This is a genomic window from Mesorhizobium bavaricum (assembly GCF_056781655.1).
Genome location: NZ_CM165566.1, coordinates 2424238 through 2441701 on the forward strand (window position 1 = coordinate 2424238; position 17464 = coordinate 2441701).

A 17464-nucleotide genomic window follows, 5' to 3' on the forward strand; every position below is an offset into this window, starting at 1 on the left:
ATTGGGCATGATTGACTATGGCGCAGGATTTTCGTTCTGATTAGCCGTATAATTCGGGAACTCGATTTCGGAAAATACGGACAATCATGAAGCTTGAGGGCATCAGCACGTTCGTGACCGTGGTGGAAGCCGGTTCGATCAGCGAAGCCGCGCGGCGTCAACGATTGTCCAAGTCGGTGGTGAGCGAACGTTTGGCTGAACTCGAAAGAAGCCTGAGCGCGACCCTGCTGCATCGTACGACGCGCAGACTTACCCTGACGGAGGATGGGGTAGCCTTCCTCGCACGAGCGCGGCGCATCGTCAGGGAAGTGGAGGACGCCGGCGCCGACATGGCGGAACGACGTGGCGAACTGGTCGGGCCGCTGCGCATCTCCGCGCCAGTCACATTTGGACGCATGGATCTCGGACCGGCGCTTTACCCATTTCTGGCGCGTCATCCGGGGATCGAACTGACGCTCGATCTCGACGACCGGCGCGCCGATGCTGCTGCCGATGGGTACGATGCGGTTGTGCGGCATGGTGCGATACAGGATTCGAGGCTGATAGCATGGCGCCTCTCGGCGAGCAGACGCGTGCTCGTTGCGTCTTCCGAGTACCTCGCCCGGAATGGTGCGCCTGCGTCGATGGCTGATCTCGCCGGACACCGGGGCATTTTCTACACCAATCGGGGGGTCGCCGACTGGCGTTTTCCAAGCCCGGACGGCGCGGCGATCGTCCGGGGTCGAATCGGGCTGCTCGTCAACAATGGCGACATCATGCGTGAGGCTGCGATCGCGGGTCTCGGGATAGCCTTGCTGCCCACATTCATCGTCGGAGCGGCCGTCAGAACCGGTGAACTCAAGATCATCGATATCGGCGTCGAGGCCGAAGGCGAATTTATCTACATCGCGTATCCTGAAGGGCCACCTCCATCGGCCAAGCTCAAGGCGTTCGCGGCATGTCTGATCAGTGCAATCGGTGATCCGCCCTACTGGGATTTGCGTGATTGCAGCCCGAAGGACGGATGACTATCCGCTCCATCTTTGCGCTGAGATGATCGCGACGATGTGGGGCATGAGTCGCCAGAGTTTCGAACATTGCCGGGACTATCCGGCGAGCGGTTGCAGAAGGCAATGCAGCCGATCATGCCCCAGCATTGAGCGGGCTGCCTGCCTCCAGGCAAATCATTAGAGGCCAAGGGCAACCTTGAAAGCAGAAAGCTCCCCGTCGGTGACGGGAACCACGTGCTGCGGCTCTGGGTAGGCGCCAGTCTGCACGTCGGATATGAACTCGCGATAGGCGGCGATGCGCTCGCGCTGCAGCCGTTCATATTCGGCGGCGAAGTTGCGGTAGGTCTTGGCGTGGCGTGGCCTGTGGCCGGCGGTGTGGCCGAGCACGTCCTCGCTGAAAAGATACTGCGCGTCGGCATGCGGCCCGGCGCCCATGCCGAGCATGATCAAGGGCGTATTGCGGGTGATCAGTTCGGCAACCCGGTCCGGCACCACCTCCAACTCGGCGCCGAAGCAGCCGATAGCCTCCAGCCGCTTGACGTGATCCCACACCGCACGCGCGCTTTCGGCCGTCCTGCCGACGGCCTTGAAGCCGCCGGTCCAGGTGCATTGCGAGGGGATCAGGCCGACATGGGCGACGACCGGCACGGCATTGTCGCAGAGCGCCTTCTGGATATCGAGCGAGGCGGCACAGTAGAAGCAGTCGCCGCCGATGCGCATGAAGTGGTAGGCGGTTTTCAGATAATCCTTCGAGGTGACCAGATTGCCGGCGGGGCCGTAAGGCAGTCCAACCTGCACGAAGCAGCGGCCGGCCGCCTCGCGCATCTCGGGCGAGAAGAAGCGACCCTCGATCGAAAGCATGTCGACGCCGGCTGCATCCGCTGCCGCCGCCTCTTCGAGAGAGGTGACGTAAAGCATGGAAATCTTTTGTCCGCGGCCCTTCATGGCGCGGATGTCGGCGACGGTGGGACGGCTGTTCTTGGTGACCATTTCGTTCCTCAGACGGTGAAAGCTTCGCGGAAGGCCTGCAGTGCTGCCTCGGGATCTCCGGAGGCAAACGCCTCCATGCCCACCGGCCCGCGGTAGCCCATATCCTTCAGCGCACGGGCGATGCCGCGATAGTTGATCTCGCCCGTGCCAGGCTCCATGCGGCCCGGCACATCGGCCACCTGGACCTCGCCGATCCACGGCAGGCAGGCGCGGCGATCAGATTCCCTTCACCGATCTGCGCATGGTAGAGGTCGAGATTGAGGCGCAGGCCGGGCCGGTTGACGCTCGACACGAGCGCAAGCGTGTCCTCGGCGCGCCCAAACGGCACGCCCGGATGGTCGACGGGAAGGTTCAAATTCTCCAGCGTGAAGGTCACGCTTTGCGCCTCGGCGAGGTCCGCGATGCGGTCCAGCGTGTCGCGCGCCTTGAGCCACATGGCGCCGGTGACGGTCTCGCAAGGTGTAACCGGCAGGCCGCCATCGCCAAGCCCAGTACCGTGCAGGTTGAGCCGCGCGACGCCGAGGCGCTTGCCGACCGCCGCCGTCTCCTTGGCCGTCTTGAGCAATTCGACGGCGCCCTCGTCATCGGAGAGACGGCCGCGCAAATAGCCGTTCATGATCGAGAAGGTCGCGCCGGATTTCTCGAGCATTGCGAGGTCGTGATCGGGCCAGTTCCAGAGGCCAACCTGGAAGCCCATTTCCGTGAGGCGCCGCACGCGCCATTCCATCGGCCGGTCGCGCCAGAGCATCTCGGCGCAAGCCGCAAGGGTGAAGGTATCGGACATGTCAGACCTCGATGTACACGCGGCCGTCCTCGACCTTCGTGTTGTAGGTTTTAAGGTTCACGCAAACCGGTGCGCGCAGCGCTTCGCCGGTCCGGTAATCGAACACGCCGTTATGCTTCGGGCATTCGATCCTGTACTCCATAACCAGCCCGTCGCTCAGATGCACCTTCTCATGCGTGCACAGGCCGTCGGTACAGAAGAACGCATCATCGGGGCTGCGGTAGATAGCGAATGTCCGGCCCTCGTGATCGAAGCGGATAAGGTCCTCTTCCTCGATATCATCGGTCGCACACGCATCAATCCACTTTGCCATCGTCGCCCTGCACTCTGTTCTTCGGTTGGTCGAAAAGACAGCCGGCGGAACCACGCGTTCCGCCGGCCGCACAGGAAGATGCCCGGGAGGAGGAGATGGGCGTCTTCACTGGGTTCATGCATGGCCCGCGTCGTGCGGCGCAGGCCTGTCGTCACTCGCCGAGAAGCTCTCGATCTCGGCTTCGAGTTCGGCCATCTGCTCGCCGCCTGCCATCAGGTCGGTGATCGCCTCGCGGCTTTTCTCACCCTTGCGGAAGTCGGCGGCCTTGGAGCCTCTGATGAGGACGGCGAAGTGGTCGCCGACGGTCAGCGCATGGACGACATTGTGGGTGATGAAGATGACCGCGATGCCCTTGCGGCGCGCTTGCAGGACGATGCGCAGGACATGCGCCGCCTCCTTGACGCCAAGGGCCGCGGTCGGCTCGTCGAGGATTAGCACACTGGCGCCGAAGTGGACGGCGCGCGCGATGGCCAGCGCCTGACGCTCACCTCCGGACAATCCACCAACCAGGCGATCGCCGTCGTCGATGCGGGTGATGCCGAGCTGGCGCATCTCGGTGACGGCGATCTCGTTGGCTCGCTTGCGGTCGTAGATGGTGAGTGGCCCCCAGCGGCGTGTCGGCTCGGCGCCGACGAAGAAGGAGCGGCCGATGCTCATCAGTGGGAACGTCCCGCCGAATTGGTGGACTGTCGCGATGCCATGGTCGCTGGCGTCGCGCGGGCTGCCGAATTCGACTGATTTGCCATCCATTTCCATCCTGCCCGACGTCGGTTTGTGGACGCCGGAAAGGATCTTGATCAGCGTCGACTTGCCGGCACCATTGTCGCCGAGCAGGCACAACACCTCGCCTCCGTTTACCTCCAGCGAAATGTCGTGGAGCACGTCGATCGGTCCGAACGACTTGTTGATTCCGGCCAGTCTGAGCAAGGGCGTGGTCATGAGCGGACCCTCGATTTGCTGCGCGGCGCGTAGGTCAACGCCATGTTGCGGAAAGTGTTGTTCATCAGCACGGCGGCGAGCAGCAGGACGCCGATGATCAGGCTCGCCCAGTTGGCGTCGAAGCCGGTGTAGAAAATGCCCTGGTTGACGATGGAGAAGGTCAGCGTGCCCAAAACGATGCCGACCACCGAACCGTAACCACCGGTGAGCAGCACGCCGCCAATGACCACCGCGATGATCGAGTTGAAGATGAACGACTGCCCGGCGGCCACCTGGGCGCTGTTGTAGAGGATGGCCTGCGACATGCCGACGAAGGCTGCGCACAGGCCGCTGCTCATGAACAGGGCGATGGTGACCCGGTCCGTCGGGATGCCGGCATTGCGGGCGCTGACCGCGTCACCGCCCATGGCCAGGATCCAATTGCCGAAGCGCGAAAAATTCAGGATGAAACCGACGATCAGGACGATGGCGATCCACCAGAACAGGGTCACCTGGAATTTGCCGCCGAGATAGTCGCCAAACACAAGCTTGGCGATCGGTCCGCTCTTCAGCGCGACACTGGTGCTGCCGGACAGGATGATCGAAAGGCCGAGCGTGAGGCCGGCCAGCGCGAACAGCGTTGCCAGGGTGACGACGAAGGACGGCACTTTGGTGCGGATCACCAGAACGCCGTTGATGAAGCCGACGGCGAGGCCAAGACCGAGCGCCGCGAGGATGCCGACGATGATCGGCAGATCGTAGTGGCCCGATATGATGGCAATGGTCATCGAGCTGGCGGGGATCATCGAGCCGACGGAGAGATCGAGATGTCCGGCGATCATCAGCAGCCCGACCGGGAGTGCGATGATGCCGAGTTCCGAGGCGACGTTGAGCCAGCTGGCGGCGCCGCCGGCCGACATGAAATTGGCGCCGCCGAAGACCGAGAAGAAGACCAGCACGGCGATCATGCCGATCAGCGAGCCGACCTCGGGGCGCCGTACGAGGCTGCCGATCGAGGGCATCGAAGAATGCGGGGCGGGTGGCGCAGTCGCTACCACGGCGGGTTGGTCATGGGCTTGGGATGTCATCGAAGTGTCCCTGGCTTGAGCAATGGAGAGCCTGGCGCGGACTACGTTGGGGCGAGCCGGCCGGCGATGTCCGGCCCTCGGATGCATCCTCGGGCCAGACACGCAGCGATTGGCGCGCTAGCGGGCGCCGGCCGCCGCGCCCCCCATTGTCGCGTCGACATTGGCGGCGTCGACAATGCCCGGTCCGGTCAGCACCGGTTTCGTCGGGAGGTCGAGCCCATAGTTGACGAAGCCGTTGAGCAGAGACACCGCAAGATAGCCCTGCAGGTAAGGCTGCTGGTCGATCGAGAACAACTGCGTGCCGTCCTTGATGCGCTGCAGGCCGGTTTCGTCCATGTCGAACGAAGCGAGCTTGACCTTTTCGCCGACATTGGCCTGGCTGATCGCATTGGCCGCACTGTTGGCGTCGCCGGCGCTGATGGTGATCAGGCCGTCGAGGGTGTTGTCTTTCAGCACGGCGGCCTTGATCGCCTCGGCGACCGCAGTCGGGTTGCCGAAGCTGGATGAAGGCAGCGGCAGCTGGGTGGATTTGCCGCCGCTCTTGACGATGGCATCGGCTATGCCCTTGCAGCGGTCTTCCGTGTTGGTGGAGCCCGGCAAGGTGTTGACGCACAGCACGTTCTTGGCGCCATGGTTGCCGAAATAGGCGCCGCCACCAAGACCCGCGGCGTATTCTTCGTTACCGACATAGTTCATGGCGCCCAGCCGCTTGGCTGCATCCATGCCGCCGGAATTGTAGATGATGAGCGGCACGCCGGCAGCGACGACTTCCTTGAACGCGTCATCCATGGCCTCGGGCACCCAGTCGGGACCGACGATGGCGCTGGGATTCTGGCTGAGCGCGGTGCGGATCAGCTTGGCCGCGTCGGGGCCGAGATTGTCGTAGTTCTGCGGACCGAGCCAGGTGACCGAGCCGCCGGTCAGTTCGGCGACCTTGCCGGCATCGTCGGCGCCTTTCTTGACCTTCGACCAGAACGGGTCGTCCGCCTTGCCGCCGATGACGAAGATCTTTGCCCCTTTCGACTCGGCCATTGCCGATGTGGCTGACGTCGCCGCCACGCCCGCGAGCATGATCGCCGCCAAGAGTTTTGTGATACGCTTCATTTTCGTCTCCTCCCATTTGCCGTCTTCAGACGGGTTTAGAAAAACTTTGACCTCTCCTGCGCGCCTCTCTCCCGGTTGCGCGCTGTGTCACGTGATCGATGGCTTGCCGGGATTACGCCCTGGCGTTCATGCGTTCTTTCTTTTTCTGAAACCGGGCATCCATCAGGGCGTCGCCCTCTCTGGTGCCGTCGTGCAAGGTGCCGAACCACTTATCGAGCGGGATCAGCCCGTCGCCACCGTAGTTCACCTCGAAATATTTGTGGTGCAGGTAGTGGGCGTAGGCGTGGCTATCGACGGCCTTGTCCTCGGTCACTTCCAGCTTGTCGAAGCCGAGATGACCATTGACGGCGCCGAAGCTGGCGACATGCAGCTGGAACAACGCGACGATCGGATTGGACGGGATGACCAGGTGCCAGAAGGCGACCGCGTGATAGAGGAACCCTTCCACCGGATGCATCGACAGCGACGACCACGGCGAGGGATTGATCGAGTTGTGGTGGACCGAGTGGATCCAGCGATAGAGCGGCCCCCAGTGGATCAGGCGGTGGATGAAGAAGAAATGCACCTCGTGGATGGCCGGCGCGATCAGCACCAGTGCCGCGAGATAGACCGGGTGATCCTGCCAGCCGACCCACGGCACATAGCCCTTGGCAAAGCACCACAGGAAAATGACTTCGACCACGGTCCACAACGGGATGGTGATGAAGAAGGAACGTAGGAAATTGTCGAGGTTCTGACTCTGGAACCAGAAGACATCCGACGGCGCATCGCCGGGGAATTTGTGGTTGTATTTGAACCGCGTCGCCTGGACGCGCCTGATGTAATAGCGCAGCTCGAAGATGCCGTAGAAGACCAGGATCGCCGCTGCGTTGACCGCGTAGAGCCACAGCGCCCAGCCCCAGCTGATGGTCTTCATCGTCTCAACGCTGGGGACGATATAGAACCAGTAGACAAGCGCCGTGGCCATGTGGAAGGCGTTCCAAGGCCAGATATAGCCGGGCAGCCACGCCAGGATCTTCGGCAGCTTGGGTGGCCAGTTCCAGAACGGCACGGCCTCGATGCGTCCGTTCGGCTTCCAGTCGCCCCGCTTGTCGCGCACGCCGTATTTGAGATCGTCCATGCAATCCTCCACCCGCAGTGCCTGGGATGGCCCGCACGCGCACGCTGCCTCACACCGCCGTTGGACGGAGGGTCAGAACCTTGTCTGCGCTGTGCTGCTTCTATCCTGGGCCGGCGGTGCTTGCGCCTTCTTTGCTTCTGCCCCGAGATAAACATCTTGATCCAAAATGAATCAAGAATAGAATGTTTGTTCCAAATGGATTGTATCATTCGTCTCAGGATTGCCCGGCGAATGATATCTTCGTATCAATTGCTACAGGCTGATGAGACGAAATGGATCAGGACAAGCGGCCGACGATCAAGGATGTAGCCGCCGAGGCAAATGTCTCGGTGGCCACCGTCAACCGGGTGCTGAGCGGCTCTGGTGCCGTGCGCCAGAGCACACGCGAGCGTGTCAGGCTGGCGGCGGAACAGATCGGTTTCTACGGCATGGGCGCGCTGCGCAGCCGCATAGCGGCCGCCCGGCCGCGCTACCGGTTCGGCTTCCTGCTGCATCAGCCCGGCCGCGCCTTCTACCGCAACATTGCCGAGGCGATACGTGCGGTGGCGCCGACGATGCCTGACTGCGAGATAGACCTGCGCACCGAGTTTCTCGACGATCTGTCGCCGCAGAACGTCGCCTCGCGCATGCTGGCCTTGGGCGCCGAATGCGACGCCGTCGGCGTCGTCGCCGCGGTCCATCCGCTCGTGACGCAAGCGGTCGATACACTCAATGCCCGCAACGTGCCGGTGTTTGCGCTGATCTCGCAGATTTCGGCGACGGGGCACGTGCGCTATATCGGGCTCGACAACTGGAAAGTCGGGCGCACCGCGGCCTGGGTGTTCGAACATGTCTGCCGGGCGCCCGGCAAGCTCGGCATCCTCGTCGGCAATCATCGCTACCGCTGCCAGGAAATGAACGAAAGCGGTTTTCGCTCCTATTTCCGCGAGCATGCGCCTGGCTTCACGCTGCTGGAGCCGCTGCTGACCTTCGAATCGAGCGCCATCGCGCAGGAGATGACAGAAAAGCTGCTGAACGAAAATCCGGATCTGTCCGGCCTCTATGTCGCCGGCGGCGGCATCACTGGCGCCATTGCGGCACTGCGCTCCACCGGGCGAGCCGGCAGCCTCGTCGTCGTCGGCTATGAGCTTATGGATTCGACCCGCCCGGCGCTGCTCGACGGAACGCTGACCTTTGTCATTTCACACCCGCTCGCCCGCATCGCGCAGGAGGCTCTGGCTGGCATGGTCCGCGCCGTGTCGGCCCCGAACGAGGGGGGCAACTTCACCACGATCCTGCCCTTCGAGATCTACACCCGCGAGAACATCTAGGTCGCAGCGCCGCGCAACGGCTGGCATGCGGCAAGTACGAGTTGCTCCGGAGAAGGAGAAGGCCGATCCGAACGAAGCCAAGGGACTGTGGGAAGCGGAGCGAGGCCGCTATATCGCAACAATCGAAGAGGTATTCTTCCTCCATTATCGGCGGCACGCGGCTCAGCTGAAGAATTCCAAATTCCTGGGGCTATGGTCGAACCCCGAGGGAATTCATGTACAATGGCCCACCCTGACCCTTGGCGAAGCATAGAGACGGCGTGATCTGGCGTCATCCTGTCCCGCTTCGGTCCTTCAAGGCTTCCTGTGCTTGGTTCCGGAACCATTGTATATCAGGCGAAATGAATTTAACGATATAACACTTCGACTGATGGCGAGGGGAGCGCCGGATGGTGAAATTCAACTTCGATGGGCCTCCTGTGGGTGACGCCGTCGACATGTCGGCCGAATGTCAGCGCCAGTTGCTACCTATCCTCCGTGAAATCGTCCAGGCGGCGGTCGCGGCCGGGTGGAGCGAGGAGGATGTACTGCTGGGCTTTGTTGAACTTGCATGGGATCTGTACGAGAGGCGTCGCGGTGATTCCTAGCAATCCGCGGTGAACCGGCTGGCTCTGTGCCGCGTCATTGCATGGCTGCCGATCCCGGCGGCAAAAACCAGATTCAGGCCCGCCCGGGCCAGATGCGCCCTTCATATGAGCGTTAGCACTGAGCCGAAATGCGTGGCCAATTCATACTATGGCCGATGAAACAAAAACGCATTGATGGGATACCTCGCCGTCGGTGGAAAAGTTGTTCTTGAAACGTCCTTCGTCGGCCATTTTTTTCTTTTTTATCTCGAACAAAGATTTTTCCTTGCGCGTGGGTGTTCTTCCCTATCCAAGGCCTGTGCGTTAGGTTGATTTCGGGTTGGCCAAGGGGGATTTCAAGCGGCGGCAAGGCGGCTGAGGCGACGCAAATGAAAAATGCGGACGAGGCTCGGGAAAGCGGCGTTTCCCGGATCGTCGATCAAGAGCGTACAGCTCGATACGTCTTGGACATCATTCCCGAAAGTGCTGGTCCCAGAAGAGCTGCCGCCCGAATTTCCTTCGAAAGATACTGGTCGCCGAACTCGCGTCGGTCGCGGAAGTTTCACCCCAATCATTTCATAGCAAGGTTCGCCAGGACATTCAGGATGCCGCCGCATCGTTATCTGATCAATCTGCGAATCGACCTGGCGGAAAGCTGCTCGTCAGTTCGATCAATCACGAATTGTTTGCTTGAGGGAACTGAGAATGTACCCTCAGGTTGATGTCCATCGGGGAGGTATCAGGAGGCCGAGACATGCGGCGCGATGATGATCCCGCAAGATGGATTTCCGGGACAGAGACAGCGCGACAGCCGCAGCTCAACGTAAAAGGTGGGCTTTCCGTCCGCAGTGCACGCAAGGTGCAGGAATTCCTGAACGAGAACTTTTCGCGCAAGCTGGTGCTTGGCGAGATGGCTGCTGTGTGCGGGCTGTCGCCCTATCATTTCGTGCGGGCTTTCTCCAAGACGTTCGGGGCGCCGCCACATCAATACGTTCTCGATCTGCGGCTCGACTTCGCCGAAAGACTGCTTGCCGACAGCCGCATGACGATCGCGGAAATCGCCCATTTGGCCGGCTTTTCAAGCCAGAGCCATTTTACCACGGTGATGAAAAAATACCGCCAGGTGACGCCATCGCAGGCGAGAGCGAGCAAGCTTAACTCGAAGATTAGATGAGAAGCCGGTTGCGGCATTATTTGATTACTTGGTGTTAAAGCGTTGGCTAAGGTAACGAGCCGTTAACCTGCGTCAGTTTGCTTCGCTTTTTTCTCTCGCGGCAGCAATTTCGTGAAATACTACGTGCAGGAATCATGTCTTCCTGCCGTGGACTGGAATTGTCTGACGATTTCATGCCGGCCAGCGGAGAGGGAACCATGACCGACAATCAGATTTCGAGCGGCTCGTTTGTTCAGCGTCGTGCGGCGCATTTCGCCGGGCACTGGATCGCGGGTGCCGATCATGGCTCCCGCTCGGTTCGTCGTCGCCTGATGGCGGTGCTGCGCATGGCTCATCGCGTGCTCGGCATGCGCCGCAAGGGACATGGGCTTGGTGCGCTCGGCAATGGCAGGATTCTGGCGGCGGCGCTGGGTGCGATCGCTTTCGCGGGCGTCGCCACGCCGGCATTAGCACAGTTTGTCGGCGGCGGCGGGACGGCGAACGGGGTGCGTGGTATCGCGATTGGATCTGGAGCGGTGCAAAACGGAGCTGATTCCATCGCCCAAGGCACCAATGCCAATGCGGGCAGCCAGAATGCCGTCGCAATCGGCTTCCAGTCGCTCGCGACCCAGATCAATTCCGTCTATCTTGGCGCGCGCACCGCCGCTGGAACAGGTGCCACTGCCACAAGCGCCATCGGCATCGGCACGGATGTTACAGCCTCTCAGGCCGACGCCATCGGGATAGGACGTTCATCCGTTGCGTCGGCACAATACTCGGTGGCTCTGGGCCTGAACGCGCAGGCCACGGGCACTGGCGGCGCGATGGCGTTGGGCCAAGGCACGATATCAAGCGGCGTCAATTCGGTCGCGCTCGGCGTTCAGGCCAGTGCCACCGGGGCCGGCGCCAACGCCTTGGGCACTTTCTCCGTTGCTTCGGGAGGGAACTCCACTGCCCTCGGCACCAGCTCTGCGGCCAGCAACAATTATGCGACAGCCGCAGGCTGGGGGACCAAGGCCAGCGGAGCCAATTCCACTGCTGTAGGACGTGAGGCCGTTGCCAGCGGCATAAACGCCTCCTCATTCGGGACTGGAGCGAATGCGATAGGGGACAATTCTCTCGCGGCCGGCGTCAGCGCCAACGCCGGCGGGGTCGGCAGCACCGCGCTCGGCATCGGTACCTCGGCCGGCGGCGCCAGTTCGGCTGCTGTAGGCTTCCAAGCCCAGGCCGCCGGCACCAATGCTGTCGCCGTTGGTCCCCAGGCAAATGCATCGGCGGCAAACTCGGCGGCGCTTGGCAACGTCGCTACGGCCTCGGGCCAATTCGCGCTGGCGCTCGGCAATTCGGCTGTGTCGAGCGGTATCGGCTCGGTCGCGGCCGGCTCTGGAGCCCAGGCTACGGATGTCTCCGCTACCGCACTCGGCAACAACGCCATAGCGACCGCCGCAAGCGCGAGCGCGCTGGGATTGGGCGCTACTGCGAGCGCGACAAACAGCACGGCGGTCGGCAAGCAAGCCAATGCGAGCGCGCAAGACGCCATCGCCATGGGTACTACCTCAAAGGCAAGTGGCACCGCCAGCACAGCGGTTGGCAACACGGCCGTTGCCAGCGGCGCAAACGCCTCCTCGTTCGGGTCCGGAGCGAACGCGATAGGAGACAATTCTCTCGCCGCCGGCGTCAGCGCCAACGCCGGCGGAAGCGCCAGCACTGCTCTCGGCATCGGCACCGTTGCCAGCGCCGACAATTCCACTGCCGTCGGACGTGAATCCCGCGCCACCGGACTCAACAGTACCGCGCTCGGCCGCGGCGCCCAAAGCAGCGCCCTGAACTCCATCTCTCTCGGCGCTGGGACGAGGGCGTCCGGGATAGGCGCCGTCTATGTCGGCTCAAGCACTTTTGCAACGAGCGCCAGTGGAGACAACGCCATCGGCATCGGCACGGACGTGACGGCATCTGAGGACGACGCCATTGCAATGGGGCGCGACAGCCAGGCGACGGCAACCAACGCCATCGCGGTCGGTCTACAGTCCGCTGCGCTCTCCGCCGACTCCGTCGCTATCGGTACGGGCGCGACTGCCGATGGCGGCAAGTCCGTGGCCATTGGCGCCGGCAACACCGCCTACGGCGACGGCGCGGTGGCCATCGGCGATCCGAGCTATGCCAGTGGCACCGGCGCCTTCACCGGCGGCGCCAACAACATCGCCAACAGCGACGGCACGGCGACTGCCACCGCCGCCAACCAGGCCGCTGGTGCCGTCGCCATCGGCAACAGCAACAAGGCCATCGGGCAAGGCTCCGTGGCGCTGGGCAACGGCTCGACCGCGGGCGCTGCCGGCCTTGCGGGCAATGTCGCGTTCGGCAATGGCGCGACCGCGGCGGCGAGCTCAGGCGACGTGGCGCTCGGCTCGGGCTCGGTGACCGCCGTGGCGGTCGGCACGCCCAGCGCTGTGATCAACGGCACGACTTACGCCTTCCAGGGCACCACCCCGACCTCGACGGTCAGCATCGGCGCGCCCGGTGCGGAGCGCACGCTCACCAACTTGGCGGCGGGGCGGATCAGCGCGCTGTCGACCGACGCGGTCAACGGCTCACAGCTCTTCGCCACCAACCAGGCAGTCGACGCCATCGGCGCCGTCGTCAACAACATCAATGTCGGCGGTGGCATCAAATATTTCCACGCCAACTCGACCTTGCCGGATTCCCTGGCCCTTGGAACGGATTCCGTCGCGGTTGGGCCAAATGCCGTGGCCAACAATGCTGGCGACGTGGCGATTGGGTTGAATTCGACGTCGGGCGCAACGACCGCCGTCGGTGGAACAACGATCGGAGGCGTCAACTATGCCTTCGCCGGCACCACGCCGGCCGGCGCGTTCTCGGTTGGCTCGCTGGGCGCCGAACGCCAGGTCCAGAATGTCGCGGCCGGACAGTTGAACGGAAGCTCGACCGATGCGGTCAACGGCTCGCAGCTTTTTGCCACCAACCAGCAGGTCACGGCCAACACCACGGCGATTGCCAACATCGGCGGCTCGGTGACCGATCTCGGCGACACGATCAACAACATCGCCGGCGACACCTCGACCGCCTATACCGACGCCAATGGCGTCGGCATCCGCTACGCCCGCACCAACGAGGCCGGACTGGCGCAGACCGATTCCTTCGCTCAAGGCGTTGGCTCGACGGCCGTCGGTTACCAGGCGACCGCGACAGGCGTCAGCGGGCTCGCGCTCGGCCGCGACAGCCAGGCCAGCATTGACGGCGGCGTGGCGCTTGGGTCCAGTTCGGTCTCCGATCGCGCCCTGGCTCCGGCCACGGGCCAGATTGCCGCCGGTCCCTCCAACTTCATCCAATACAATACGACCGACAAGACTTTGCTTGGCGCCGTGTCGGTCGGCACTTCCACCGCCTATCGGCAGATCACCAACGTGGCCGACGGCACCCAGGCTCAGGATGCCGTGACGATCCGTCAGTTGCAGGGCGCGATCGCGGCGGTCTCGGTCACCTCGACGAAATACTTCCATGCCAATTCGGCGGCTGGCGACTCGCTCGCGGTCGGGGCCGAGTCGGTCGCTGTCGGTCCGACGACGGTCGTCAACGGTGACAATGGCGTCGGCATCGGCAATGGCGCGATCGTCGACCAGACCGCAGCCGGTGGCACGGCCATCGGCCAGAACGCCCATGTGATGCTGGCCGACGGCCTGGCGCTCGGCACCAATTCGACCGCCTCCGGTATCCAGTCGGTGGCGCTCGGCGCCGGCGCCCAAAGCACCTTCGCCAACAGCGTCGCGCTGGGCGCCCAATCGGTCACAACTGTCGGCGCGCAGGCGAATTACACGGCCTATGCGCTGGCAGGCCCGCAAACCTCGGCCGGCGAGGTGTCGGTCGGCGCCGTCGGCGCCGAACGCAAGCTGACCAATGTCGCCGCCGGCTCGGCCGATACCGACGCCGTCAACGTCTCTCAGCTTCGCGGCGTGTCGCAGAACGTTGCCAATCTGTTCGGAGGCAGCACAACGATCAATCCGGACGGCTCGATCACCGGGCCGACCTACACCATCCAGGGCAACAATTACTCGACCGTCTCTGACGGTTTCACGGCCGTCGACAATGCCCTGACCAACATCAGCAATGGCGGCGGCATCAAGTATTTCCACGCCAATTCGACGCTCGCCGACTCCGCCGCCAGCGGCGCCAACAGCGTCGCGATCGGGCCGGAGAGCGTGGCCAGTGGCACCGACAGCCTGGCCGCCGGGCATGGTGCGGCGGCCAGTGCGCAAGGCGCCGTGGCGCTCGGCGAGGGTGCCAAGGCCAACAATGCCAACGATGTCGCTCTCGGTTCCGGCTCGGTGACGCAGGCCGCGGTCGGCACCTCGAGCACCACCATCAACGGCAAGACCTACGCCTATGCCGGGACCGCTCCGGTCGGAACCGTCAGCGTCGGCGATGCCGGCGCCGAGAGGACGATCACGAATGTCGCCGCCGGACGCGTTTCCGCCGGCAGCACCGACGCGATAAACGGTTCCCAGCTTTTCGCCACGAACACGGCGATCGAGGATCTGAAAGACGGCGTCGGAAACCTTACCCAGAATGCCGCGGTTTACGACACCAATCCGGATGGCAGCAAAAAGAACAGCATCACGCTGCAGGGCGGAGACGTCAACGCGCCGGTGGTCATCTCGAATGTCGGACCCGGTGTTGCCGGCACCGATGCGGTCAACGTCAACCAGTTGAACCAGGGCATAACCGAGACCAAGAGCTATACCGACAACCGTGTGGCCTACGCTATCGACACGGCCAACGACTACACCGACAAAGTGGCCGTCACGACCTTACAGCAGGCCAACGATTACACGGACCAGAAGCTCAGCCAGCTCAATTCTGACATCAGCGGCGTACGCGACGAAGCGCGGCAAGCGGCCGCAATCGGGCTCGCCGCCGCCTCGCTGCGCTACGACGACCGTCCCGGAAAGTTGAGTGTCGCGGCGGGTGGCGGCTTCTGGCGGGATGCCGGCGCTTTCGCGTTTGGCGCGGGCTACACCAGCGAAGACGGCCGCATCCGCGGCAATCTGTCCGGCACGGCCGCGGGTGGACATGTCGGTGTCGGCGCCGGCCTCAGCTTCACCTTGAATTGAGGCTGGAATGAACAGGCAAACCAGCCATGCCCGCCTTGCCGCACTGACTTGCCTGGCGCTCTGCGGCGGCCTCATGCCGGCTGTCGGGCAGGTTGCCTCGCAATACAGGATCAAGCCCTCGGACGTGGTGGTCCCTCCCGAGGTAAAACTGGGGGACTACCAGCGCACCATCCGTCCCTTCGAAAACTGGACATTGATCTGCGACGAGAACCTCAAAGCCCGCAAGAAGGTTTGCAATGTCTCGCAGGTGATCGAGGACACATCCGGCAAGATGGCCTTCAGCTGGTCGCTCGCCGCCACGCAGGCCGGCAAGCCGTACATGATCCTGCGCACCGCGCCGAACGCCAGGAGCGACGGCCTGGTGTCGCTCAAGTTCGAGGGGCGAAGCCAGGCGATCGACGTTCACCTGAACGGCTGCAACGAAATGGTCTGCGTCGGCATGTTGCCGGTGGGGCCCGTCATGCGCCAACAGATCTCGCAGAATGCGACGCCGGCGATCTCCTACTCGACCGTCGACGGTGGGACGATCACCGTGACCGCAACGCTCAAGGGGCTGACAGACGCCCTTTCGCCAGTCAAATAACCGGGGCAGCATCATGAGCCAACAGGACCAGTTCATGTCCGCAAAACGCAGCAGCCCGACCGTCGAGGCGGATCGGCAGAGGCTCGTCGAGCCCGCGCGCCGGCGCTGGCCACGCGTCGCCGGATTTTCGCTGTTGGGACTGGTGGTGGCAGGCCTTGGCTTCGCCGCCGGGAACTATGCCGCGATCGCCAATCTCGTCGGCGGCGCGACGGCCGCACAGGCTTCGACGGCGTCGCTGGCGCTTCCGGACACGCCTTTCCTCCAGCATGTCAAGCAAGCCGGTGTTCAGGCCTGTTCGACCGTCTTTCCGGTGCTCGGACAGATTTTGACGACTGGCACGAAATACAGCGTCAAATCGTTATGGAACGACCAGGCTGCCGACAAACATGCCGTTCAGGCCTTTGTCGGCATGGACTATGCGACGGAACGATATAGCGGGCCCGCAGCCGGCGTCGTTTTTGCATCGCCCACCGCTTCAGGTTGCGAGGGGGCAATGGTGCGGGTGGCGCCGTTCGCCAGCCCGTGTTCCGACATCCCGTCCGTTCTTCCGCGGGGCAGCAAGATCACCGACCACCTCGGGCAGGTCGAGGTCTACGAGCTTGGCGAAAACGCGGGGGAGGCCCTTCTCCTGCCGACGGGCAACAGCTGTGTGGTGATCTCCGTTGCTTCGGCGGCGAAATGAGCACGCGAAGCTGATGGCGACGGCTCCCGCAGAGGATTGCTGACTATGAGATATGGACCTTTGGCTGTTGTTCTTGGCATTGCCTTGCTCTGGGCCGGGCAAGTCATCTCGGCCGATCTGGTGGAAGGACCACCGGAGCCGCCGGCTCCGCCTCAGGAGGAAAAAGGCATCTGGGCGGCGATCGCCTATTCCACTGCCGATGTCAAATACGGCTTCTTCTGGGGCGCCGACAAGCGGCAAGAGGCATCGGATATCGCTCTCAAGTATTGTGAGAACGCGGGCGGACAGACCTGCACCGTCGTAGCCGTGTTCCGCAACCATCGTCATTGGGACGACGACGACCAGACCGGCTTTCCTTACAATCACTGTGGTGCCCTGGCCGTGGCCGAGAAGGCAACCAACCGGCTCACGCCCCGGGGCGCAAAGTCTGCTCAGACCCGCCGGGAAGCGGAAGACCTCGCCTTGCAGGCCTGCGAGGCGACAGGTGGCAAATGCAAGATCCGCGAGTGGGTCTGCACATGAAGCCTGGCGCCAAAGCCATCTCGGCATGCGGGTGGGCAAAGCGGGTTGGAAATGATGGATTGCGTGGGAAACGCGAGCTTCAGGACGCCAAGGCAAGGTCCCCACGGGTTAATTTGCGCATCTTGGTTTATGAAAATCTACTAGTTCTCGGCGCCGATCTATCTTCCGAAAAGTCTGCCGTTATAGCGGCCAACTCAGGATTCAGTCGCAAATAGC

Annotated in this window: 14 protein-coding genes and 2 pseudogenes; 9 read left to right on the forward strand and 7 right to left on the reverse strand. The window is 63.0% G+C overall.

Annotated elements, in window-relative coordinates; all coding sequences use genetic code 11:
- The first annotated feature begins 83 nt into the window (after nucleotides 1-83).
- On the forward strand, nucleotides 84-1007 hold the full coding sequence (locus AC1RZR_RS11800; protein ID WP_481829052.1) for a LysR family transcriptional regulator: 924 nt from the start codon (nucleotides 84-86) through the stop codon (nucleotides 1005-1007).
- Nucleotides 1008-1166: 159 nt separating this feature from the next.
- Here the strand turns inward: AC1RZR_RS11800 and AC1RZR_RS11805 are convergent, their stop codons facing one another.
- The 7 genes and pseudogenes from AC1RZR_RS11805 to AC1RZR_RS11835 all read right to left on the reverse strand — a co-directional run bounded on the left by AC1RZR_RS11805 (nucleotide 1167) and on the right by AC1RZR_RS11835 (nucleotide 7306).
- Complete coding sequence (locus tag AC1RZR_RS11805; protein WP_477277433.1) at nucleotides 1167-1979, reverse strand: 3-methyl-2-oxobutanoate hydroxymethyltransferase; 813 nt, start codon at nucleotides 1977-1979, stop codon at nucleotides 1167-1169.
- Between the two features lie 8 nt (nucleotides 1980-1987).
- Nucleotides 1988-2763 (reverse strand): annotated as a pseudogene (locus AC1RZR_RS11810) (TIM barrel protein).
- A 1-nt stretch (nucleotide 2764) separates the two neighbouring features.
- Nucleotides 2765-3076 (reverse strand): MocE family 2Fe-2S type ferredoxin, encoded by a 312-nt coding sequence (locus AC1RZR_RS11815; RefSeq protein WP_378920784.1) that lies wholly within the window; start codon nucleotides 3074-3076, stop codon nucleotides 2765-2767.
- Nucleotides 3077-3190: 114 nt separating this feature from the next.
- Entirely contained in the window at nucleotides 3191-4015 is an 825-nt protein-coding gene (locus AC1RZR_RS11820; protein ID WP_477277429.1) for an ATP-binding cassette domain-containing protein, read from the reverse strand.
- Nucleotides 4012-5016, reverse strand: coding sequence for an ABC transporter permease (locus tag AC1RZR_RS11825; protein WP_477278136.1), 1005 nt, complete (start codon nucleotides 5014-5016; stop codon nucleotides 4012-4014). Before AC1RZR_RS11825 ends, AC1RZR_RS11820 begins: the two co-directional genes overlap by 4 nt.
- 183 nt (nucleotides 5017-5199) lie before the next feature.
- Entirely contained in the window at nucleotides 5200-6186 is a 987-nt protein-coding gene (locus AC1RZR_RS11830) for a sugar ABC transporter substrate-binding protein (RefSeq protein ID WP_477277427.1), read from the reverse strand.
- Nucleotides 6187-6298: 112 nt separating this feature from the next.
- Nucleotides 6299-7306, reverse strand: coding sequence for a sterol desaturase family protein (locus AC1RZR_RS11835; RefSeq protein WP_477277425.1), 1008 nt, complete (start codon nucleotides 7304-7306; stop codon nucleotides 6299-6301).
- Nucleotides 7307-7578: 272 nt separating this feature from the next.
- Here AC1RZR_RS11835 and AC1RZR_RS11840 point away from each other — a divergent pair, with 272 nt between their 5' ends.
- From AC1RZR_RS11840 to AC1RZR_RS11875, 8 genes and pseudogenes are all read left to right on the forward strand, one after another.
- Nucleotides 7579-8616 (forward strand): LacI family DNA-binding transcriptional regulator, encoded by a 1038-nt coding sequence (locus AC1RZR_RS11840; protein WP_477277423.1) that lies wholly within the window; start codon nucleotides 7579-7581, stop codon nucleotides 8614-8616.
- Nucleotides 8617-9005: 389 nt separating this feature from the next.
- Nucleotides 9006-9203 carry a hypothetical protein gene (locus tag AC1RZR_RS11845; protein ID WP_477277421.1) on the forward strand — a complete coding sequence of 66 codons (198 nt, stop codon included), beginning with the start codon at nucleotides 9006-9008 and terminating at the stop codon, nucleotides 9201-9203.
- A 733-nt stretch (nucleotides 9204-9936) separates the two neighbouring features.
- Entirely contained in the window at nucleotides 9937-10356 is a 420-nt protein-coding gene (locus tag AC1RZR_RS11850; RefSeq protein ID WP_477277419.1) for a helix-turn-helix domain-containing protein, read from the forward strand.
- A 347-nt stretch (nucleotides 10357-10703) separates the two neighbouring features.
- Nucleotides 10704-10919 (forward strand): annotated as a pseudogene (locus tag AC1RZR_RS11855) (hypothetical protein); the annotation flags it as partial.
- Nucleotides 10920-11030: 111 nt separating this feature from the next.
- A complete protein-coding gene (locus AC1RZR_RS11860) occupies nucleotides 11031-15461 on the forward strand; it encodes a YadA-like family protein (protein ID WP_481829053.1) in 4431 nt (1476 codons plus the stop codon).
- A gap of 7 nt (nucleotides 15462-15468) precedes the next feature.
- Nucleotides 15469-16044 (forward strand): invasion associated locus B family protein, encoded by a 576-nt coding sequence (locus tag AC1RZR_RS11865; protein WP_477277417.1) that lies wholly within the window; start codon nucleotides 15469-15471, stop codon nucleotides 16042-16044.
- Nucleotides 16045-16057: 13 nt separating this feature from the next.
- Entirely contained in the window at nucleotides 16058-16726 is a 669-nt protein-coding gene (locus tag AC1RZR_RS11870) for a hypothetical protein (RefSeq protein ID WP_477277415.1), read from the forward strand.
- A 45-nt stretch (nucleotides 16727-16771) separates the two neighbouring features.
- The gene (locus tag AC1RZR_RS11875; protein WP_481828554.1) at nucleotides 16772-17248 is read left to right on the forward strand and encodes a DUF4189 domain-containing protein; all 477 of its coding nucleotides are present in this window, start codon (nucleotides 16772-16774) and stop codon (nucleotides 17246-17248) included.
- Nucleotides 17249-17464 lie beyond the last annotated feature (216 nt).